Origin of the sequence: Micromonospora sp. CPCC 206171, from assembly GCF_036906755.1 — a bacterium.
Classification (GTDB): domain Bacteria; phylum Actinomycetota; class Actinomycetes; order Mycobacteriales; family Micromonosporaceae; genus Micromonospora; species Micromonospora purpureochromogenes.
Map to the genome: position 1 here is coordinate 1 of NZ_JBAKHT010000048.1, position 19,792 is coordinate 19,792.

The 19,792-nt window shown below is 72.5% G+C and carries 19 protein-coding genes; 14 read left to right on the forward strand and 5 right to left on the reverse strand.

Annotated features, from left to right (window positions below; translation table 11 throughout):
* Positions 1-112: 112 nt before the first annotated feature.
* Both V6U89_RS29500 and shbA read right to left on the reverse strand, forming a co-directional pair.
* Positions 113-991, reverse strand: a complete 879-nt coding sequence (locus V6U89_RS29500; protein WP_334576459.1) for an anti-sigma-D factor RsdA — start codon at positions 989-991, stop codon at positions 113-115.
* Complete coding sequence (shbA, locus tag V6U89_RS29505; protein WP_334576461.1) at positions 988-1,566, reverse strand: RNA polymerase sigma factor ShbA; 579 nt, start codon at positions 1,564-1,566, stop codon at positions 988-990. Before shbA ends, V6U89_RS29500 begins: the two co-directional genes overlap by 4 nt.
* A 161-nt stretch (positions 1,567-1,727) precedes the next feature.
* Between shbA and V6U89_RS29510 the strand changes: the two genes are divergently transcribed.
* Genes V6U89_RS29510 through V6U89_RS29560 form a run of 11 tightly spaced genes read left to right on the forward strand, consistent with a single transcriptional unit; the run spans position 1,728 to position 12,843 of the window.
* Positions 1,728-2,744 carry an ABC transporter ATP-binding protein gene (locus V6U89_RS29510; RefSeq protein ID WP_334576463.1) on the forward strand — a complete coding sequence of 339 codons (1,017 nt, stop codon included), beginning with the start codon at positions 1,728-1,730 and terminating at the stop codon, positions 2,742-2,744.
* Positions 2,741-3,511: an MlaE family ABC transporter permease gene (locus V6U89_RS29515; protein ID WP_210775908.1), complete on the forward strand. Its 771-nt coding sequence runs from the start codon at positions 2,741-2,743 to the stop codon at positions 3,509-3,511. Before V6U89_RS29510 ends, V6U89_RS29515 begins: the two co-directional genes overlap by 4 nt.
* Position 3,512: 1 nt before the next feature.
* Positions 3,513-4,316 carry an MlaE family ABC transporter permease gene (locus V6U89_RS29520; protein ID WP_334576466.1) on the forward strand — a complete coding sequence of 268 codons (804 nt, stop codon included), beginning with the start codon at positions 3,513-3,515 and terminating at the stop codon, positions 4,314-4,316.
* Between the two features lie 2 nt (positions 4,317-4,318).
* Positions 4,319-5,602, forward strand: a complete 1,284-nt coding sequence (locus V6U89_RS29525) for an MCE family protein (protein WP_334576469.1) — start codon at positions 4,319-4,321, stop codon at positions 5,600-5,602.
* On the forward strand, positions 5,599-6,630 hold the full coding sequence (locus tag V6U89_RS29530; RefSeq protein WP_334576471.1) for an MlaD family protein: 1,032 nt from the start codon (positions 5,599-5,601) through the stop codon (positions 6,628-6,630). Before V6U89_RS29525 ends, V6U89_RS29530 begins: the two co-directional genes overlap by 4 nt.
* On the forward strand, positions 6,627-7,610 hold the full coding sequence (locus V6U89_RS29535) for an MCE family protein (RefSeq protein ID WP_334576473.1): 984 nt from the start codon (positions 6,627-6,629) through the stop codon (positions 7,608-7,610). The genes V6U89_RS29530 and V6U89_RS29535 overlap by 4 nt, the downstream gene beginning before the upstream one ends.
* On the forward strand, positions 7,610-8,857 hold the full coding sequence (locus V6U89_RS29540; RefSeq protein WP_334576476.1) for an MCE family protein: 1,248 nt from the start codon (positions 7,610-7,612) through the stop codon (positions 8,855-8,857). The genes V6U89_RS29535 and V6U89_RS29540 overlap by 1 nt, the downstream gene beginning before the upstream one ends.
* The gene (locus V6U89_RS29545) at positions 8,854-10,263 is read left to right on the forward strand and encodes an MCE family protein (protein WP_334576477.1); all 1,410 of its coding nucleotides are present in this window, start codon (positions 8,854-8,856) and stop codon (positions 10,261-10,263) included. Before V6U89_RS29540 ends, V6U89_RS29545 begins: the two co-directional genes overlap by 4 nt.
* Positions 10,260-11,516 carry an MlaD family protein gene (locus V6U89_RS29550; RefSeq protein WP_334576479.1) on the forward strand — a complete coding sequence of 419 codons (1,257 nt, stop codon included), beginning with the start codon at positions 10,260-10,262 and terminating at the stop codon, positions 11,514-11,516. The genes V6U89_RS29545 and V6U89_RS29550 overlap by 4 nt, the downstream gene beginning before the upstream one ends.
* A 23-nt stretch (positions 11,517-11,539) precedes the next feature.
* On the forward strand, positions 11,540-12,301 hold the full coding sequence (locus V6U89_RS29555) for a hypothetical protein (protein ID WP_334576481.1): 762 nt from the start codon (positions 11,540-11,542) through the stop codon (positions 12,299-12,301).
* A 14-nt stretch (positions 12,302-12,315) separates the two neighbouring features.
* Positions 12,316-12,843, forward strand: a complete 528-nt coding sequence (locus V6U89_RS29560; RefSeq protein ID WP_334576483.1) for a hypothetical protein — start codon at positions 12,316-12,318, stop codon at positions 12,841-12,843.
* A 93-nt stretch (positions 12,844-12,936) separates the two neighbouring features.
* Here the strand turns inward: V6U89_RS29560 and V6U89_RS29565 are convergent, their stop codons facing one another.
* Positions 12,937-15,087, reverse strand: a complete 2,151-nt coding sequence (locus V6U89_RS29565; RefSeq protein ID WP_334576487.1) for an amylo-alpha-1,6-glucosidase — start codon at positions 15,085-15,087, stop codon at positions 12,937-12,939.
* 269 nt (positions 15,088-15,356) lie between these two features.
* A complete protein-coding gene (locus V6U89_RS29570) occupies positions 15,357-15,539 on the reverse strand; it encodes a hypothetical protein (RefSeq protein ID WP_334576489.1) in 183 nt (60 codons plus the stop codon).
* 174 nt (positions 15,540-15,713) lie between these two features.
* Between V6U89_RS29570 and V6U89_RS29575 the strand changes: the two genes are divergently transcribed.
* Together V6U89_RS29575 and V6U89_RS29580 are read left to right on the forward strand one after the other, a co-directional pair.
* The gene (locus tag V6U89_RS29575; RefSeq protein ID WP_334576491.1) at positions 15,714-15,950 is read left to right on the forward strand and encodes a preprotein translocase YidC; all 237 of its coding nucleotides are present in this window, start codon (positions 15,714-15,716) and stop codon (positions 15,948-15,950) included.
* Positions 15,951-16,196: 246 nt separating this feature from the next.
* Positions 16,197-17,255 carry a hypothetical protein gene (locus V6U89_RS29580; RefSeq protein ID WP_334576493.1) on the forward strand — a complete coding sequence of 353 codons (1,059 nt, stop codon included), beginning with the start codon at positions 16,197-16,199 and terminating at the stop codon, positions 17,253-17,255.
* Between the two features lie 242 nt (positions 17,256-17,497).
* Here V6U89_RS29580 and V6U89_RS29585 read toward each other — a convergent pair whose 3' ends face one another.
* Positions 17,498-18,145 carry a hypothetical protein gene (locus tag V6U89_RS29585; RefSeq protein WP_334576495.1) on the reverse strand — a complete coding sequence of 216 codons (648 nt, stop codon included), beginning with the start codon at positions 18,143-18,145 and terminating at the stop codon, positions 17,498-17,500.
* Positions 18,146-18,437: 292 nt separating this feature from the next.
* On the opposite strand from V6U89_RS29585, the gene V6U89_RS29590 reads away from it, so the two are divergent.
* Positions 18,438-19,766: an RICIN domain-containing protein gene (locus V6U89_RS29590; RefSeq protein WP_334576497.1), complete on the forward strand. Its 1,329-nt coding sequence runs from the start codon at positions 18,438-18,440 to the stop codon at positions 19,764-19,766.
* The last annotated feature ends 26 nt before the right edge of the window (positions 19,767-19,792 follow it).

Here is a 19,792-nt window from a genome sequence, read left to right on the forward strand (position 1 = left end):
AGCAGGCGGACAAGTCCGGCCGAAGGCACAAAGGCCAGTCAGACGATGGGTCACGCCCGCTACAGCCAGCTATCAGCTCACCACCACTGAGCCGACCCCGCCATGCTCACAGTCAGCCGAGCAGGTCCCCGGTGGGCAGCGGCAGCCCCGGCAGTGGCGGCAGCAGCGACGGGCTCGGCGCCGGCGGCAGGGGAGGCTTCGGCAGCGACGGCAGCGACGGCAGGAGCCCGGATCCGGAGCTGGGCCGCGGCGAGGGCCGCGCCGACGGCGACGCCGGGGCGGTCGGGGGTGGAGCCGGGGCCGGAGCGCTCGGGGAACTGCCGGTCGTCGAGGCGGCCGGCGCGGGCGGCGCAGGCGGGGCACACTGGGGCCAGCCGGGGCAGCCCGCCGCCGCCAGGTCGCGCAGGACAGCGTCGATCTCAGCGCGCAGCCGGGCCGCGTCGGCGGGGTCGGTGACCGAGGCCAGGTCCTGTCGGGCCTGGTCGACCCAGTGTCGGGCGTCGTCGAGCCGGCCGGCGGCGACGGCGTCGCGGGCGCGGGCGATGCTCTGCTCGACGGTGCGCACCGCGGCCTGCTCGGGATGCAGGACCTTGGTCAATGACCACAGCGGGCTCGTCGGCCCGGCGTTCCTGCTGCCCACCCCCAGTCCCGTCGCCAGCACGAGGACGGCGGCCACGGCGGCGGCCAGCCGCAGTGCCCACGGCCGGGGCCGGCGCGGTCGGGCGCGGCCGGCCCGGGCGTCGTACGGCCCGGAACGGAGGTCCGCCCCGCCCCGCCCGCCGGCGTGGGTGCCGACGGCGGGGAAGCGGTCACTCGTCCCGGTCTCGTCGACGTCGGCGGTGACGTCGGCCCGCCAGGCGGCGAGCATCGCCGCGAGGTCGTCGCCGTCGGTGCCCTCCTCGCTCCGCCCGAGCGCGTCGAGGAGCAGGTCGTCGCGGGCGACCGTGCCAAGGTCCAGCTGCTCGCCGCTGTCCGGCTCGTGCCCCGTCATGCCGCCACCTCGTCAAGTCCGCTGCCCGCAAGGGTACGGAGCCGGGCGAGGGCCCGGGACTGGGCCACCCGGACGGCCGCGGCCGACATGCCGAGGATGGTGCCCACCTCCTCGGCGGTCAGGCCGACCGCGACCCGCAGCGTGATGATCTCCCGCTGGACGTCGGGCAGCCGCTGCAACAGCACCGACAGGCGGCGGGCCAGGTCGGTGGCGACGGCCTGCTGCTCCGGGCCCGGCGCCGCGTCCGGGTGCTCCACCGGGGTGTCGGTCATCGTGACGGCGGAGTCGCGTACCGCCGCCCGCTGGGCGTCGGCGACCTTGTGCGCGGCGACGGCGAAGACGAACGCCGCGAACGGCTTCCCCTGTTCCCGGTAGCGGGGCAGGGCCTTCAGCACCGCCAGGCAGACCTCCTGCGCGACGTCGTCGGCGGTGGTGTACGCCCCACCGACCCGGCCCAGCCGCGCCCGGCAGTAGCGGACGAGCCGCGGCCGTACGTCGGTGAGCAGGGCCGACACCGCCGTCGGGTCGCCATCGGCGGCCCGGCGGACGAGCTCTTGCTCGATCGCTGTGGTCATGGATTGCGAGGCACCTTCATTACCGGCGGGTTAACGGCACGCTATCCAGACGCGGGCCATTTTGCATAGGTCACCCTCTGTGGCCGCTGGCGTGCGCAAAGAAGTGTGTTGCGTTCCGTCCGGCCGGCGCGATGTCAGTGATGTCGACGGAGGGAGGGCGCATGGGTGTCGAAGTGGCGGTGCAGGGACTGACCAAGTCCTTCGGCGGGCAGCCCGTCTGGTCGGACGTCAGCCTGACCCTGCCGGCGGGCGAGATCTCCGTGCTGCTGGGCCCGTCCGGCACCGGCAAGTCGGTGTTTCTGAAGACCCTGGTGGGGCTGCTCCGGCCCGACGCCGGTTCGATCTGGATCGAGGGCAAGGACCTGCCCCGGCTCTCCGAACGCGCGCTGTACGAGGTGCGCAAGCTGTTCGGGGTGCTGTTCCAGGACGGCGCGCTCTTCGGCTCGATGAACATCTACGACAACGTCGCCTTTCCGCTGCGCGAGCACACCCGCAAGTCCGAGTCGCAGATCCGCGACGTGGTCAACGAGAAGCTCGACATGGTCGGCCTGGTCGGCGCCGAGAAGAAGCTCCCCGGGGAGATATCCGGCGGCATGCGCAAGCGGGCCGGGCTGGCCCGCGCGCTCGTGCTCGACCCCCGCATCGTCCTGTTCGACGAGCCCGACTCCGGGCTGGACCCGGTGCGCACCGCGTACCTGAACCAGCTCATCATCGACCTCAACCAGCGGACCGGGGCGACGTTCCTGATCGTCACGCACGACATCAACACCGCGCGTACGGTGCCGGACAACATCGGGCTGATCTACCACGGGCACCTGGCCATGTTCGGGCCCCGGGAGATGCTGCTGTCCAGCACCGAGCCGGTGGTGCGGCAGTTCCTCAACGCCCAGCGGGTCGGCCCGATCGGGATGGCCGAGGAGAAGGACGCCGAGGAGTTGCAGGCCGAGGCGGACGCCGGGGCCGAACTGCCCCCGCTGCCGCCCATCCCGCTGCAGCTGCCGCCCTCGGACGGGCTGCCCCGCCAGGCCGAGCGCCCGCCGGGGCAGTGGTGCCGGGACAACGGCGTCACCCCGCCTCCGGGCTCCTTCGAGGGCCGCCGCGACACCGCGCAGCCGACCATCGAGCTGGGCCGGGAGCTCGCCGCCGACGGGCGGCAGCACCGGGAGGTGGCCGGATGAGCGCCCCCGTCGCCGCCGTCCGGGCCACCGGCGACTTCTTCGCCTTCTGCCTGGACACCCTGCGCGGCCTCGGCCGCCGGCCGGTGCAGGTCCGCGAGTTCGTCCAGCAGGCCTGGTTCATCAGCTCGGTGTCCATCCTGCCGGCCGCGCTGGTCTCCATCCCCTTCGGCGCGGTCATCGCGTTGCAGCTCGGATCGCTGGTCCGGCAGCTCGGCGCGCAGTCGTTCACCGGAGCCGCGTCGGTGCTCGCGGTGGTCCGCGAGGCGGGCCCGATCGTCACCGCGCTGATCATCGCCGGCGCGGGTGGCTCAGCCATCTGCGCCGATCTCGGCTCCCGGAAGATCCGCGAGGAACTCGACGCCATGCAGGTGCTGGGCATCGACCCGATCCAGCGCCTGGTGGTGCCGCGCGTGCTCGCCTCGATGCTGGTCGCCGTCCTGCTCAACGGCCTGGTCAGCGTGGTCGGGGTGAGCGGCGGCTACCTGTTCAACGTGGTCATGCAGGGCGGCACGCCCGGCGCGTACCTGGCCAGCTTCCAGGCACTGGGGCAGTTGCCCGACCTGCTGGTGGGCGAGGTCAAGGCCCTGCTGTTCGGTGCGGCCGCCGCGCTGGTCGCCTCCTACAAGGGGATGACCGCCAAGGGCGGCCCGAAGGGCGTCGGCGACGCGGTCAACCAGAGCGTCGTGATCACCTTCATGCTGTTGTTCGCGCTGAACTTCGTCGTGACGGCCGTGTACTTCCAGGTTGTACCGCAGAAGGGAAGCTGACATGCCGGGCCTGCGGTACCTCGACGACCTGGGCGGCCAGCTCGCCTTCTACCTGCGCGCCTTCGCCTGGACCCCGCGCACCGTGCGCCGCTACAAGCGCGAGGTGGTCCGGCTGCTGGCCGAGGTGAGCTTCGGCTCCGGCGCGCTCGCCGTGGTCGGCGGCACGGTCGGCGTCATCTGCTTCCTGACCTATTTCACGGGCACCGAGGTCGGCCTGCAGGGCTACCAGGCGCTCAACCAGATCGGCAGCAGCGCCTTCACCGGCTTCGTCTCGGCGTACTTCAACACTCGGGAGATCTCCCCCCTGGTGGCGGCGCTGGCGCTGTCAGCCACCGTCGGCTGCGGTTTCACCGCCCAGCTCGGAGCGATGCGGATCTCCGAGGAGGTGGACGCCCTCGAGGTGATGGGCGTGCCGTCCCTGCCGTTCCTGGTCACCACCCGCATGATTGCCGGCTTCATCGCGGTCATCCCGCTCTACGTGGTGGGGCTGCTCACCAGCTACCTGGCCACCCGCACCATCGCCGTCTTCTACTTCGATCAGTCGGCCGGCACCTACGACTACTACTTCAATCTGTTCCTGCCCCCCGTCGACGTGCTGTGGTCCTTCTTCAAGGTGCTGGTCTTCAGCGTGATCGTCGTGCTGGTGCACTGCTACTACGGCTACACCGCCCGGGGCGGACCCGCCGCCGTCGGCGTCGCGGTCGGCCGGGCCGTCCGGCTCGCGATCGTCGCGGTCAACATCGTCGACTTCTTCCTGTCGCTGGCCATCTGGGGCGCGACCACCACCGTCCGGATCGCGGGGTGAACATGAGAAATCGCATCCTGGGCATCGTCTTCATCGCCCTGCTGACCGCGGCGCTGACCGCCTCCGTGCTGCAGTACAACAAGGCGTTCACCCCGGTCGCCTGGGTGACCCTGCACGCCGGTCGGGCCGGGCTGCAGCTCAGCCCGGGCGCTGACGTCAAGGTACGCGGAGTGGTCGTCGGCGAGGTGCGCTCGGTGGGCAGCGAGGGCTCCGGCGCGAGGATCCGGCTGGCCCTGGACCCGGCCACGACGCCCCTGATCCCGGCCGACGTCAGCGCGCGGCTGCTGCCCAAGACCCTCTTCGGCGAGCGGTACGTCGAACTCGTCCCGCCGACCGGCGGCGCGGCCACACCGATCCGCGACGGCGCGGTCATCGGCCAGGACCGCAGCCGTACGGCCGTCGAGCTGGAACGGGTCCTCGACCAGGCGCTGCCGCTGCTGCAGGCGGTGCGGCCCGACCAGCTTGCCGCGACGCTCGGCGCCATCGCCACCGCGCTCGAGGGACGCGGCGAGCAGCTCGGCGCGAACGTCGAGCGGCTCGACGCATACCTCAAGCAGCTCAACCCGGCCATGCCGACCATCGCGGAGGACATCCGGAAACTGGCGGTCGTGCTGGACAGCTACGACGCCGCGCTGCCCGACCTGCTCGCTCTGCTGCGCGACGTGACCGTCACCTCCCGCACCGTCACCGACCAGCGTGAGCAGCTGGCGGCGTTCCTCATCGAGACCACCGACACGGCGGACCTCACGCGCGGCTTCCTGGACCGCCACGGCGACCAGCTCATCTCCCTCGGCCAGGTCAGCCGACCGGTGCTGCAACTGCTTGCCACGTACTCCCCGGAGTACGCGTGCATGATGAGCGGCCTGGTCGCCCTGCAACCCCGCGTCGAGGAGGTCTTCGCCGGCGGGCGGATGCACATCACCCTCGAGGTCACCCGCGACGGCGGCAAGTACGAGAAGGGCCGCGACGAGCCGGTCTACGGCGCGCACGACGGCCCGCACTGCCGGGGCGTGCCCGACCCGGGGAAGCCGGCGCCCGAGGTGCCCATCAACGACGGTTACGACTACCGGGGCGAGCGCCCTCGTACGCCGCTGCCGGTCGGCCTGCTGGCGACCTCGCCGGCCGGCGGGTCCCCGGGCATGGGCCGGGCCGGCACCGCTGAGGAGCGTGCCCTGGTCAATCCGCTCGTCGGTGCCGTCACCGGCACCCCGCCGGCAGAGGTTCCCGACATCGCGGTCCTGCTCTGGGGGCCGTTGCTACGCGGAGGGGTGGTGAACGCCCGATGAGCAGCAAGACCATGGCGCCCCTGCTGAAGCTGGTGGTCTTCGCCGCGGTGACCCTGCTGCTGACCGCGCTGCTCGCGCAGACCCTCGGTGCCTTCCCGCCCGGCGGCGTCACCTACCGGGCCCGGTTCAGCGACGTCACCGGACTGCTCCCCGGGGACGACGTACGCGTCGCGGGGGTGAAGGTCGGCCAGGTCAGCCGGATCAAGGTGGTCGACAGCACCGTCGCGGAGGTGGCCTTCAACGTCACCCGCGACGTCCCGGTGGCTACCAGCGTCCGCGCCAAGATCCGCTACCGCAACCTGGTGGGTCAGCGATACCTGGCGCTCAGCGAGGGGCCGGGGGAGGGGCGGCCGCTGCGGGCCGACGGCCTCATCCCGCTCGGCCAGACCACGCCGGCGTTGGACCTCACCGTCCTGTTCAACGGGTTCCGGCCGTTGTTCACGGCCCTCGACCCCGACGACGTCAACAAGCTCGCCTACGAGATCATCCAGGTGCTGCAGGGCGAGGGCGGCACGGTGAGCAGCCTGCTGCAACGCACCGCGTCGCTGACCAACACCCTCGCCGACCGGGACGCCGTCATCGGACGGGTCGTCACCAACCTCAACGGCGTCCTCGCCACGCTGGCCGACCGGGACCGCAACCTCGACCAGAGCATCAGCCAGCTGCAGCAGTTCGTCTCCGGGCTCTCCGCCGACCGCAAGGCCATCGGCGAGTCGCTGGTCAGCATCGGTGAGCTCACCACCGCCACGTCCGCGTTGATCGACGAGGTACGACCACCGCTCGCCGCGGACATCCGAGCCCTGGACGAACTCAGTGGCAACCTCAACCGCAACGCGGCCGTCATCGACGGCACCCTCGGCCGGCTCCCGGAGCGGTACGCGTCCCTGACCCGCGTCGCCTCCTACGGCTCCTGGTTCAACTTCTACCTCTGCGACTTCGACGGCAACATGGCGGTGGCCGGGCGGGCGCCGATCGACGTGCCCACGTTCAGCGCCCCGGCCGCCCGATGCGCGGGAGGCAGCCAGTGAGACCGTTCCGGGAACGCAACCCCGTCGTCGTCGGCACGGTCGGGTTGGCGCTGATCGTCGCCGCGCTGCTGGGCGCCTTCCAGCTCGACCGGCTGGCCGACCTCACCGGACGGGCCTACCAGGCGGCCTTTCACGACGCCAGCGGCCTCACCACCGGCAACGAGGTGCGGGTCGCCGGGGTGCGGGTGGGCAAGGTGACCGCGGTGGAGCTCGCCCGAGAGGGTTCGCCCTACGTCCGGGTCCGGTTCCGGCTGGACGACGACAGCGTCCGCCTCGGCAGCGACACCAGCGCCATGATCAGGATCAAGACGGTGCTCGGCCAGAAGTACCTGGCGCTGATACCGGCCGGGCCCGGGCAGCTGCGCGAGGGCGGGCAGATCCCGCTCGCCCGGACCGCGGCGCCGTTCGACGTGGTGCAGGCGGTCACCGGACTCGCCGACACCCTCGACAAGATCGACACCGAACAGCTCGCCGCCGCCTTCACCACCCTGTCCGAGACCTTCGCCGACACCCCCGACAGCGTGAACACCTCCCTGGTCGGACTCTCCCGGCTCTCCCGCACGGTCGCCGACCGCGACGCCGAACTGCGGACCCTGCTCTCCCGCGCCCGCTCGGTCACCACGGTGCTGGCCAACCGGGACGAGGAGTTCCGCAAGCTGGTCGCCGACGGCGAGGCGCTGCTGGCCGAGGTGAGCCGGCGTCGGGACGCCATCCACAAGCTGCTCGTCGGCACCGACGAACTCGCCACGCAGCTCTCCGGACTGGTCACCGACAACCGCGCCCGGATCGAGCCCGCGTTGCGCAAGCTGCGCGAGGTGGTAGCCATCCTGCAGCGCAACAAGGAAGACCTGGAGAAGACCATCCAGCGGATGGGCCCCTTCGTCTCGACGTTCGCCAACGTGGTCGGCAACGGCCGCTGGTTCGACTCGTACGTGGCCGGTCTGCTCCAGCCGTACCAACCGACGACGGGAGGCCGCTGATGCCCGGTCCCATCCAGCGCTGGCGACGACCGGTCGCCGTCGCCACCGCCCTGCTGGTGGCCGTCGCCGCCGGCGTGGTCGTCCTCCGTGACGGCACACCCGACCGGCGGGTGGTCGCCTACTTCTCGCGTGCCGTCGGGGTGTACCCGGGATCGGACGTGCGGGTGCTGGGCGTTCGCGTCGGCGAGGTGCTCACGGTCACCCCGCAGGGCCGCAGTGTCAAGGTCACCATGTCCTACGACCCGGGGATCGACGTCCCCGCCGAGGCGCAGGCGCTCATCGTTCCGCCCAGCGTGGTCAGCGACCGGTACGTGCAACTCACCCCCGCCTACGCCGGTGGCGCCAGGCTCACCGACGGGGCGGAGATCCCGCTGCACCGGACCGCCGCGCCGATGGAGATCGACGATGTCTACCAGGCGCTCGACGACTTCAACCGCACCCTCGGCCCGGAGGGGGCCAACCGCGACGGCGCCCTGTCCGACCTCGTCGCGACCGGCCGGGCCAACCTGGAGGGCAACGGGCAGAACCTGCACGACACCCTCGACGGCCTCTCCCGGGCGCTGACCACCCTCTCCGACGGCCGGCAGGACCTCTTCGGCTCCGTGGCCAACCTGCAACGCTTCACCACCGCGCTGGCCCGCAGCGACCGGGAGGTGCGCGCCTTCAACCGGCAACTCGCCGACGTCGCCGAACAGCTGGCCGGCCAACGCGACGAGCTGGCCGCCGCGCTGCGCAACCTCGCCACCGCGCTGGCCGACGTCACCGCGTTCGTCAAGCAGAACCGGGCCGCGTTGACCTCCAACGTCGCCGCGCTGACGGAGATCACCGGCGTGCTGGTCCGCCAGCAGAAGGCGGTCATCGAGATCCTCGACGTCGCCCCGCTCGCCGTGAACAACCTCGCCCTCTCGTACAACCCACGCTCCGGGACGCTGGACACCCGCGACAACGCGATGGGCCCGTACGACCCAGCCAGCTTCGCGTGCTCCCTGCTGGTCGACCAGCTTCCCGCCGCTGAGGTGCCCGCGAAGTGCATGGCCCTCGCGCAGACCCTGCACCAGCGCGGGCTGCCCATGACCGACCAGCTGCGCAAGCTGCTCAAGCTGCCGCCCGGCGCCCCGGAGACCGGCGGGTCCTCACCGGGACCTCCCATCAGCTCCCCCGGTGCGCCGATCCCCGACCAGGCGCCGGGCGGCTCCGGCATCACCAGCGATCCCACCCTCGGCGGCATCCTGCGGGGCACCCCGTGACCGCCCGGGCGCTGCGCGCCCTGGCCGGCGCGGTCCTGGTGGCGCTGCTCCCGGCCGGGTGCGGCCTGCCCGACCTCGCCGACCTGCCGCTGCCCGGCGGCGCCCCGAAGGGCGCCGGGTACACCGTCACCGCCGAGTTCAGCGACGTGCTCGACCTGGTGCCGCAGGCCGCCGTCAAGGTCGACGACGTGACCGTCGGAAGCGTGGAGAAGATCTCCCTCGCCGGCTGGACCGCGCGGGTCACCCTGCGTATCGGCACCGGCGTGCGCCTGCCGTCCAACGCCACTGCCGCGGTCCGGCAGAGCAGCCTGCTGGGCGAGAAGTACGTGACCGTCGCGGCGCCGGTCAGCGGAGCCTCGACCAACCGACTCGCCGACGGCGACGTCATCCCGCTGTCCCGCACCAACCGCGGCGCCGAGGTCGAAGAGGTCCTCGCCGCCCTCGGCCTGCTGCTCAACGGTGGCGGGTTGGCTCAACTGCGGACCATCAACCAGGAACTCGGCACCGCACTCGCCGGACGGGAACCCGCCGTCCGGGACGCGCTGGGCCAGCTCGACGAGTTCATCGGCGGGCTGGACAAGCAGAAGGCCGACCTGGTCCGCGCCCTCGACGCCCTCGATCGGCTGACCGGCCGGCTCAACCGGCAGAAGCAGGTGCTCGGCGACGCGGTGGACTCCCTCGCCCCCGGCCTGACCGTGCTGGCGCAACAGCGCGCCCAACTGACCGGCGCGCTGACCGCCCTGGACAAACTCGGCGACGTCGGCACCCGGGTCGTCAACCGCAGCCACGACGACACCGTGGCCAACCTCCGGGCGTTGCAACCGATCCTGCAGGAGCTGGTACGCGCCGGTGACGACCTGCCGAAGTCCCTGGACTTCATGCTGTCGTACCCGTTCCCGCCGAACATCACCGGCGCGATCGTCGGCGACTTCGTCAACCTGTCCGTCACCGCCGACCTCGACTCGGCCTCGATCCTGGCGAACCTGGCCGCCGCGGCCCCCGCGCCGGCAGGCCCGGCGGCACCGCCGAGAACGGCCACTCCGGCCAGGCCGCCCGCGGCCGGCGGACCGTCGCCCACCGTCCCGCTGCCCGGCACCGGTCCGTTGGCCGGCCTGCCGCTGGTGAAGTGCCTGCCCGACCCGGAGGAGTTCCCCGCCACCTGGACGCCGCCGAAGGACTGTCTGCTGCCGGAGGGCTGCGTCCTGCTCAAGCCCGGCTCGACGGTGCCCGTCGGCGGACTGATCCTGCCCAAGGGCGTCGTGCCGCCGGGCACCGCCTTCCCCGCCGGGACCGAACTGGCCCCGGGCACCGTCATGTCGGCGCAGTGCGTGCTGCCGGTGACCGGCGCGGTGACCGGACAGATCGGCAGCCTGCCGGACATCCTCGGAGGGGGACTGAAGCCATGATCGGACGTACCGCGAGACTGCAGGTCCTGGCGTTCGTGCTGGTGAGCGTCCTCGGCGTCGGCTACGTCGCCGTCCGCTACGTCGGTGTCGGCGACCGGCTGCTCGGCGGAAGCTACGTCGTCCACATGGACCTCACCCGGGCCGGTGGGATCTTCCCGAACGCCCCGGTCACCTATCGCGGGGTGCCGGTCGGCCAGGTCACCGCGGTCGCCCTGCACGGCGACGGGGTCCGCGCCGACCTGCGGTTGCAGCGCGACGTCCGGGTGCCCGACGATCTGCGGGCCGTGGTGGCGCAGCGCTCCGCCGTCGGCGAGCAGTACGTGGACCTGCGCCCGGACCGCGACGGCGGACCGTACCTCGCCGACGGGGCGGTGATCCCGGCGGACCGGACCGGCGTCCCGCTCGCCCCGGAGGTCCTGCTGACCAACCTCGACGCCCTGGTCCGCTCGGTCGACCCGGAGGACCTCACCGTCCTGATCACCGAACTCGGCACCGCGTTCGAGGGCAACGAGACGGCGCTGGCCAGCATCCTCGACGCCGGCGACGCGCTGCTGACCGAGGCGGACGCCCGGCTGCCGGAGACGCTCGCGCTGATCGACGACGGACGTACCGTGCTCACCACCCAGGCCGAGTCGGCCGAGGCGCTGCGCCGGTGGGCGGCGGGCCTGGCCCAGCTGGCGGCCACTCTCCGCGAGGCCGACCCGGACCTGCGGCGGCTGCTCGCCGCCGGACCTCCCGCCGGGCGTGAACTGTCCGCGCTGCTGCGGGGACTGGAACCGACGGTCGGCACCCTGCTCGGCAACCTGGTGACCGTCAACGGCATCGCCGCCCGGCGGCTGCCCGGCATCGAGCAGATGCTGGTGGTGTATCCGATCGCCGTCGCCGGCGGTTTCACCGTCACCCCGGGCGACGGCACCGTGCACCTCGGTCTGGTGGTCAATGCCAACGACCCGCCGTCCTGCGTGTACGGGGGTGGCAACGCGAAGTGCGACGCCGGGGAGCGGGCGGCCGGCGCCAGCGTGCGCGGCAACGCCAACGCCCCCCGACCGGGGGGCCGGGAACCGGCGGCCGGCCCGGCGTCGTCCGGCGCCGCGCCAACCGCCGGAACCACCACCGGTGGGTACGACCCGACCACCGGCCTGGTGCTCGGCGCCGACGGTCGACCGTTGCAGTTCGGCGGGACCGGCGGCCAGTCCCGGATGGCCGGGGACCAGTCGTGGAAGCAGTTGCTGCTCGCCGGGGTGACCCCGTGACCGGCGCGAAGAAGGAGGTGGCGATGCAGGCACGCAGGAACCACACGCTGAAAGTCATCAAGGGGGCGAAGCCTGGAGTGCCGGGCCGGGCGGCGCAACGCCGGATGGTCCCCCGTCAGCTTTCCCAGCCGGAGGAGCCGATCGAGGACCTGCTGAAGCGGCTCGACCAGGAACCGGTCGAGGACCCGGCGGAGTTGGCGGATCCGGCGGCCGGTGACGACCCGGCGGACGCGGACGCTCTCCCGGAGGAGGCCGCCGATGGCCACCCCGCCCAGAAGCGGGCCACCCCGGCGCCGACGCGACGGCGGCGTCCGCTGATCGTCCTGCTCGTGGTGGTGCTCGCCGCGGCCCTCGCCGCCGCCGGCGTGGCCGGTCACCGGTGGTACGTCGACCGGGCGACGGACCAGGCCCGGCAGGAGGCGATCGCCGCCGCCAAGCAGGCCAGCGTCAACTTCGTCTCGGTCAGCGCGGCCAGCGTGGACCGGGACATCCAGCGGATCACGGCCGGGGCGACCGGTGACTTCAAGGACGAGTTCAGCCGGGGGCAGTCCCAGGTCCGGGCCGCGGTGGTGGAGAACAAGGTCGACTCGCGCGGGTCGGTGCTGCGGGCCGGGCTGGTCTCCGGTGACCGTAGCCGGGCGGTCGTGCTGGTGGCGGTCGACGCCACCGTCAAGAACGTCAAGTCGCCCGAGGGGCGGCCGTCGCACTACCGGATCCAGATGGACATGGTCCACGACAAGGACTCCGGCCGGTGGCTGGTGTCCCGCCTGCAGTTCGTCGGATGAGAGAGGGAGGACGCATGCGTACCCTGGTCGATTTCGCGCGACGGCCGCGCGTGCTCCGGCGGCCCGCCGCCCGGATCGGGCTCGTCCCGGCCCTGGTCGTGGCGATCGTGCTCGCGACCGCCGTCGCCGGTCTGGCCTGGTGGGGCGACCACCGCGCCGAGCAGCGGGACACCGCCGTACGTCAGGCGCTGGCCACCGCGCCCGCCGCCGCCAAGGCGATCTTCTCCTACGACTACCGCACCTTCGACGACAGCGTCGCCAACGGCCGCAGCTTCGCCACCGGCTCCTTCGGCAAGGAGTACGAGCAGACCACGGCGGCGTTGAAGCAGACCGCCGCGAAGCAGCAGGCGGTCGTGGCTGCGGAGGTGTCCGCGACGGGCGTGGTGACCGCGACCACCGACCGGGTCGAGCTGCTGGTGTACCTCAACCAGTTCCGGCGCAACGTGAACACCGCCGGGGAGAAGGTCGACCAGAACCGCGTGGTGCTCACGCTGGTCCCGGTCGACGGCGAGTGGAAGGTCGCCAAGGCCACGGCCATCTGAGGTCCTCGTAGGCGGCTCTCCCGGACGGCATCGCCGCCCCTTCCGCCCGAAGGTGGCGATCCGGACCGACGGGCGCCGGCGGCGTTCCGCCGGTCAGGAGCGGTGGCGGGTGACCGCCGTCGCCTGCAGCGTCGGGCGGCGCACCACGGCTATCCGGTCGCCGCAGGCGCGGATCGACGTGCGTCCGCCGCGCCGGCGGCGCACCGTGAGGTCGACGGTGGCCCGTCCCACCTGCACGCCCTCCAGCCTCAGGTCCGGCAGCCACTCCGGCAGGTGCGGGTCCACGAAGATCGTCCGCAGTGGCGCGGCCGGGCGCAGCGCCAGCAGCGCCTGGACCAGCGCCACCACCGAGCTGGCGGACCATGCCTGGGGCGAGCACGAGTCGGGATAGACGCCGGGATGCGGATGGGCGTCGTCGCGGGGCAGGCCGCTGAGCACCTCGGGCAGGCGGTGGTCCTCGAAGAGCGCCGCCGCGGCGAACATCCCCTCGGCCAGCCGGTGCAGCTGCCCCCAGCAGCCGTACCGGGCCAGCCCGAGACCGATCGTGCCCGCCTCCACCGGCCACACGCTGCCCCGGTGGTAGCTGAACGGGTTGTACGCCGGATGCGCCGCCGACAGGGTCCGCACCCCCCAGCCGCTGAACATGTCGGGCGCCAGCAGCCGGCGGGCGACCAGGCCGGCGACCCGGGTCGGCACGATGCCGGTGGTCAGCAGGTGCCCGTCGTTGGAGTTCACGGACCGCACCTGCCGGCCGTCCGTCCCGAGCGCCATCGCGTAGCAGCCCTGATCGGGCATCCAGTAGGCCCGGTGGAAGCGGCGACGCAACGCGCGGGCCCGGGCCACCAGCTTCGCGCCGAGGGCGGGCCGCCCCGTCGCGGCGAACACCACGGCGACGTGCCGCAGCGCGGCGTACCAGTACGCCTGGAGTTCGCTGCTCGCGATCGGGTTCGGCACCACCTGCCCGTGCTCGTCGACGACGGCGGTGTCCGAGTCCTTCCACCCCTGGTTCTTCAGGCCGGACCGGGCGCGGCAGTGGTACTCCAGGAAGCCGTCCCGGTCCAGGTCGCCGTACCGGTCGAGCCAGTCCAGGGCGCGGTGCGCCGTCGGCAGGAGTTCCCGCACCGTGTCCAGGTCCCCGGTCCAGGCGAGGTACTGCCCGAGGAAGACCAGGAAGTCCGGCGCCGTGGACCAGTCGCCGTGGTAGTGGGTGAACGGGTCGAGCCCGAGCACCGACACCGGCCCCAGGCGGGCCTCGTGCAGCGGTTTGCCCGGCTCCTCGTCGCGCCGGTCGTCGACGCGCTGCCCGACGTGCTGGGCGTTGAGCCGCAGGCTGTCCGCCAGCATCGTCGGTCCGGCCAGCAGCGCCTGCCACGACGCGGTCATCGTGTCCCGGCCGAAGATCTCCTGGTAGATCGGCAGCCCGGCCATCGGTGCCGTCGGCCCGGCCGGTTCGCCGAGCGGCAACACGGTCAGGTCGTCGACCGCGCACCGCCAGGCCGCCGTGACGTCGAAGTTGCTGCTGCTCAGCCGGGTGAACTCGCGGGCGAGGCGGGCGCCGGCGGCCGTGGCGGCGCCGGTGGGACCGGCGAACGTCGGCGGCGGCGCGACCAGGCGCTCGCCGTCGAAGACGGGCTCGACGAGGAGATCCACCCGACTGCTGCCACCCGGCGGCACCGTGACCTCGACGGCGAGCGCGCCGTCGTCGTGCCGGACGGGGGCGTCGGCGCGTACCCGGATCGCCACCGCCCGGTCCAGGTCGGCGCGCAGGTAGGTCAGGAACAGTTCCCGCTCCACCGGGTCCCACGCCCGGTCGACGTCGCCGAACTGCCGGCGGTGTCCCGTCTCGGCCTCGCTGGTGTCCGCGAAGTCCGCGGCGAGGTGGAGCCGCACCGGCAGGGTGAGTGACCGGGCGGCGTAGCTGACCACGGTCAGCCGGGTCCGCAGCCCGTCGCCGACGAAGCGTTCCGTCAGCAGGTAGGCCGCCTGCGAGGGCAGCGCCTCGCCGTCGCCGAGTTCCGCGTACGACAGTTGCGCGTGACCCCGCACGTTCGCGGTGCTGAACGCAACCGGTTCCCGGCCGTCGATGGTGACCCGTTCGGCGCTGAGTACCCGGGTGTTGCGCGCGAAGAAGCCCTGCGGGTCGGTGCCGGTGATCCGGCCGCGCACGTCGGTGACCAGGGTGCTCCACCCGCTCGCCACGTACAGCAGGTCGGGGCGGACGCGCAGGTTCCGGACCTGGCTCATCGGCGGTGCGGCGGCAGGTGGCGCGGGCCGGGTCGGACGCGCTGACCAGGTGACGCCTGCGAAAGCGGCATCGGCCCACCCCCCTGATCCGCGATTCGACCCCGGGCACGGCGCAGCCGACCGGGCGGCCCTGGCTACCCGCTCGCGCCGCCGCCACACCCCGCCGCCTCCCGGCGCCCTCTTGCAGAGAAAGAGTCGCCACTCCGGCCTCTGCCCGCGGCGTGGGCACACCCGCGCCGCTTCCGGTGCCTCATTCAGAGAAAGAGTGGTCATTCCTGCTTCCAGGGCCACTCTTTCTCTGAAAGTGCAGCCGCGGGCGCGCTGGGCGGCGCAGGCGCGTACGCGCGGGGCAGCAGGAACTCGGCGAGGATGATCCACCGCCGCCACCGGGCACCCGCCGATCCCCACATGTCGATGGCTGCCAGGCGGCGGACATCGAGCCCACGAGCCACGCCCGGCATGCTGCCACCCACCGCTTCCGCCCGCCGTCCCGCCGCGACGCGGACGCCGGTGGCTCGATCCGCTGCCGCACCTCGACCCGGCAGCGGCCGGGCGGGTGAGGTTTCGGCCCGACGGCGGCGGGTAGCCGTCGCCGGACAGATCCGCCACCGCGACGGGAGACGGCCGTGGGGTACCAGGCGCGGCAAGGAAAGCAGCCGGTCGATCCGGAGCACGCCGAGGACGAGGCCGGCCAGGCCCGCCTCGTCCAGGTGGAGGCGGACACCGAGGTTCCGGCCCCGGACGACACGGACGCACGCCCGGACCTGGTCACCGAGGACGACGGGTCGGGGGTGGCCGGTGGCGCCTCCGGCGGCACCGGCGGCGGCTCCGGCATGCCGGGGCACCCGGACGCCGCCCGCTGACCGTCCACCGGTTCACAGCGGGTACGCGATCAGCCCGGCGCAGCGTCGGCGACCCGTCGTAAGACAGGTGGGCGGCGGCGTTCACACCACTGCACTCGACGGCAGCGAGCAGCAGTACCGGGCGGTCCATGTCTCCTGGCTAGAGCATCGTGATGAAGCCATGGTTAACCGGTCGGATGCGATGCTTCACACCTTTTGGGCGTCTTCGCTCGTTTAGCGGGCTTACCCGGCGGTAGCTATTGGCGCATGAAGAACCTGATGAATGCGCCGCGGTTGGCCGCGGGCGCGCTGACCCTGTCGTTGACCGTCATCGCCCTCCCCGGTGTCCCCGCCTGGGGCAGTGCGGTAACCCCGCCGCCGGGAACGTTCGAAGTGGACAGCACCTCCGACGCTCCCGATCGGACGCCCGGGGACGGGCGGTGCCGCACCGCCGACGGCGCCTGCACGTTGCGCGCTGCGGTGATGGAGGCCAACGCGCGGCCGAACTCGACCATCGTGGTCCCCGCCGGGCGGTACACCCTGCGCATCCCGCCGCTGGCCGGCCGCGCCTTCACCGACTACACCCTCGCCGACACCGCGCACGGCAACTTGAAGGTCTTCAAGCCGACGACCATCGTGGGCGCCGGCCGGGACCGTACGGTGATCGACGGCGGTCGGCTCGACCGGGTCTTCACCGTCCTGCGACCGGCCACCATCTCGGACGTCACCATCACCGGCGGCGTGTCGGCCCCGGTCGCCTCGGTTTACCACTACTACGGCGGAGGCGCCGCGCTGAACGCCTCCGACCTCACGATGGAGCGGGTCCGGCTCACCGGCAACAGCGCCCGCTTCGGCGGCGCGGTCCAGAGCATCCCGTTCACCTCGTTCACCCTGCGCGACAGCCTGGTGGACGACAACGAGGCGGGTGAGGCCGGCGGGCTGCGGTTCGACTCGGTCGGCCTGGTCGAGCGGTCGACGATCACCCGCAACAGGGTCAGCAATCCGCACGACCCCACCCGTCCGGGGGAACTGGCCGGACTGGGCGGGGGCATTGACGTCCGTGGCGTACGTACCGTCACCGTGGTCGACTCCGAGGTGACCGGGAACTACGCCGAGGACGGCGGGGGTGGTATCAACATCACCCTGGCCTACCTGCCGGGGAGCACCGAGGACCGGTCCGGACCCGGCGCGGTGGAGCTGAGGAACTCCGTGATCAGCGGAAACACCAGCCGGAGTGGTCCCGGCAACTGCCGGGCCGTCCGGGCGCGCATCGTCGATCTCGGTGGCAACACCGACTCCGACGGCAGCTGCGCGACCACCCGGTAGCCCAGCGGGCGGCGTCGCGCGGGTCACCGCAGCGGCACCGGCGAAAGGCCCCGCCCGCGGTCGGTGGAGAACCGACCCGGAGCGGGGCCTCTCTGCCCGACCTGCCTGTCCGGATCCAACCGACCGGCCGACGGCGACAGCTCTGGCCAAGCCCCCCCGGACCGTTGGGTGAGGCCGCGAGCGTTTCCGGTGCTCCGTCCGGTCGACTCGCAGGTCCGGGACGGGAGCGGGGCGGGGCAGGGTCAGCCGCAGCCGCGGATCCAGGTCCACCCGATGAACCAGTGCCGGGCCGTGACGCGCAGCTCGCACGCGGCGGTGCCGTCACCGGTCAGGGTCACGCCCAGGTCGTGGCTGTTGCGGTACCACGTGCCGGTCACGTCGAAGACACCCCGGTAACCGAACTCGGCGTGCTGCTCCAGGCGTGCCATGGAGCACGGTCGATCGCAGCCGCCGGCCTGCGACGACTGCGCCAGGTGCCAGCCACCGCCCCACGGCTCGCGGTTCCAGTCGGTGTCCACGCCGGTGTTTACCTGGCTGATCCGGCCGTCGGCCGTGCGCCAACCGTGCGTGGCGTAGAGCGCGTTCATCAGGATGCCGCAGCAGTCGTACATCTCCGACCACACCCGCAGCCGACGGTCGCCGTTCCTCTCCCGTGACGACGGCGCGGGAAGGAACCGGGCTGTGTCGGCCCGCACGACGCAGTTCTCGTCCACGGTGATCGACTGCTGTGTGATCATTCCGTCCGGAGGGGCCGGCAGCGTCGCGTCGAGGCGGACGTCGGTACAGACCCTGCCCGCGGGGCCACCGGGCGCCGCCGCCGCCGGGGCGCCGGGTGCGGCGACCGCGATTCCTGTCAGGACGATGGCCACCAGGGCCGCCCGCCTTCGCATGTGTTGCTCCCTCCGTGTCCCGGCGTCGGACAGGCGAACGGTAGCCATCAAATGTGGACAGGACTGTCTTCAAAGGACAGAAGTGGCCTACCTCACGATCCCACCTGGCAGGGTGGGGGCCGTCGGTCCTCGGCCACGCCTGGCGGTTCCGGGCACAGCGAGGCGAGCGGCAGGAGCGGGCACCCGAGCTCCATCTTTCGGGCGACTCTCCTGCATTGATACGCTCCGATGCGTTGATGTCTCATGCCGCCCACCGGTGCCGGGGTGCGGTGGCTGGCCGGGTGGAGGGCACATGCGCAGGGCACTGGCGGGTCTGCTGGTGGTAGTCGTCGGTGCCGTCGGGCTGAACGCGGCACCCGGGGTGGCCTCGGCGGCGTCGGACGACCCGCACATCGCCGGGCCGTTGACGATCCAGAGCGTGCCGAACGGGCGCGTGGTCGACGTCGACGGCGGCGAGATGCGAGACGGCCGGAAGATCCAGGAGTGGACGTACAACGGCTCCGGTGCCCAGCAGTGGCGCCTGCGCCGGGCCGGCAGCCAGCACCAGATCGAAGCCGTCACCGACCCGGCGTTCTGCCTCGGCCGGGAGCACGACGGCGACCTGGCTCGGGTCGTCCTGCGCCGCTGCGCCGACGGGCTGACCGACTGGGCCTTCCAGGCGCTGGGCGGCGAGCGCTACCGGATCACGAACGCGGCCGGGGATCTGCACCTGCACGTGTGGAACGAGGTGCCGACGAACGGGCGGGAACTGGTGGTGAGCGCCAATGGTGAGAGCGGCGCGCAGTGGTACCTCACCGACGTGGCGGTGCTGCGCCGCGCGATGCCCGCCGATCCCCGCCTGGACCAGCTGAGCTTCCTCGTGGCGCACAACGCGATGGCCAACAGCGACGAGGGGTTCTGGGGACGCTTTCCGAACCAGTCGTACCGGCTGCGCGACCAGCTCCAGCACGGCATCCGAGGGCTGCAGCTGGACGTGCACGCCTACCGCGGCGACGTGCGGATGTGTCACGGGACGTGCTGGGGCAACGAGCGGACGCTGAGCGACGGACTGCGGGATGTGGTGGGCTTCCTCGACGGCAACCGGGACGCGGTGGTCACCGTCTTCCTCGAGGACTACACGAGCGTGGACGAGCTGCGCGCGGCCGTCGAGCGGGTGCCCGGCCTGCCGGGCCTGCTCTTTCATCCGGACCGGTCCGGCGTCCGCGACCGCGGTTGGCCGCGCCTGTCCGAGCTGGTGTCGAGCAACCGCCGGCTGCTCATCTTCTCTCAGCGTCCGGGGCGGGACGGCTTCGGCGTGATGTATGACCGGGACTGGACCGCCGAGAACTACTGGTCCCTGGCGGGTGGCGGCGCGCTGGACTGCTACAGCCGGTGGAACGAGGTCCCGCTGCCGAAGGAGGAACCGGGATTCCGGCGGTTGCACGTGATGGACCACTACCGCGACATCCCGACCGAGTGGGCGGCCACCGCCGACAACGGCGCGAAGCTGTCGGACCGGGTGCGGCGCATCTGTGGCCCGTCGGCGCGACGCAAGCCCAACTACGTCGCGGTGGACTTCTACCAGAAGCCCGCGGGTGGAGCGACCTGGGACCTGATCCGGGAGCTCAACACGTACTGGTGAGCAACGAGGCTCGGCGATCGGGCCCC

Excerpts from the sequence above, each read along its gene's own strand:
- V6U89_RS29500 (WP_334576459.1), bottom strand. The coding sequence starts at position 991 with ATGACGGGGCACGAGCCGGACAGCGGCGAGCAGCTGGACCTTGGCACG.
- shbA (WP_334576461.1), bottom strand. The coding sequence starts at position 1,566 with ATGACCACAGCGATCGAGCAAGAGCTCGTCCGCCGGGCCGCCGATGGC.
- V6U89_RS29510 (WP_334576463.1), top strand. The coding sequence starts at position 1,728 with ATGGGTGTCGAAGTGGCGGTGCAGGGACTGACCAAGTCCTTCGGCGGG.
- V6U89_RS29515 (WP_210775908.1), top strand. The coding sequence starts at position 2,741 with ATGAGCGCCCCCGTCGCCGCCGTCCGGGCCACCGGCGACTTCTTCGCC.
- V6U89_RS29520 (WP_334576466.1), top strand. The coding sequence starts at position 3,513 with ATGCCGGGCCTGCGGTACCTCGACGACCTGGGCGGCCAGCTCGCCTTC.
- V6U89_RS29525 (WP_334576469.1), top strand. The coding sequence starts at position 4,319 with ATGAGAAATCGCATCCTGGGCATCGTCTTCATCGCCCTGCTGACCGCG.
- V6U89_RS29530 (WP_334576471.1), top strand. The coding sequence starts at position 5,599 with ATGAGCAGCAAGACCATGGCGCCCCTGCTGAAGCTGGTGGTCTTCGCC.
- V6U89_RS29540 (WP_334576476.1), top strand. The coding sequence starts at position 7,610 with ATGCCCGGTCCCATCCAGCGCTGGCGACGACCGGTCGCCGTCGCCACC.
- V6U89_RS29550 (WP_334576479.1), top strand. The coding sequence starts at position 10,260 with ATGATCGGACGTACCGCGAGACTGCAGGTCCTGGCGTTCGTGCTGGTG.
- V6U89_RS29555 (WP_334576481.1), top strand. The coding sequence starts at position 11,540 with ATGCAGGCACGCAGGAACCACACGCTGAAAGTCATCAAGGGGGCGAAG.
- V6U89_RS29560 (WP_334576483.1), top strand. The coding sequence starts at position 12,316 with ATGCGTACCCTGGTCGATTTCGCGCGACGGCCGCGCGTGCTCCGGCGG.
- V6U89_RS29565 (WP_334576487.1), bottom strand. The coding sequence starts at position 15,087 with ATGAGCCAGGTCCGGAACCTGCGCGTCCGCCCCGACCTGCTGTACGTG.
- V6U89_RS29580 (WP_334576493.1), top strand. The coding sequence starts at position 16,197 with ATGAAGAACCTGATGAATGCGCCGCGGTTGGCCGCGGGCGCGCTGACC.
- V6U89_RS29585 (WP_334576495.1), bottom strand. The coding sequence starts at position 18,145 with ATGCGAAGGCGGGCGGCCCTGGTGGCCATCGTCCTGACAGGAATCGCG.
- V6U89_RS29590 (WP_334576497.1), top strand. The coding sequence starts at position 18,438 with ATGCGCAGGGCACTGGCGGGTCTGCTGGTGGTAGTCGTCGGTGCCGTC.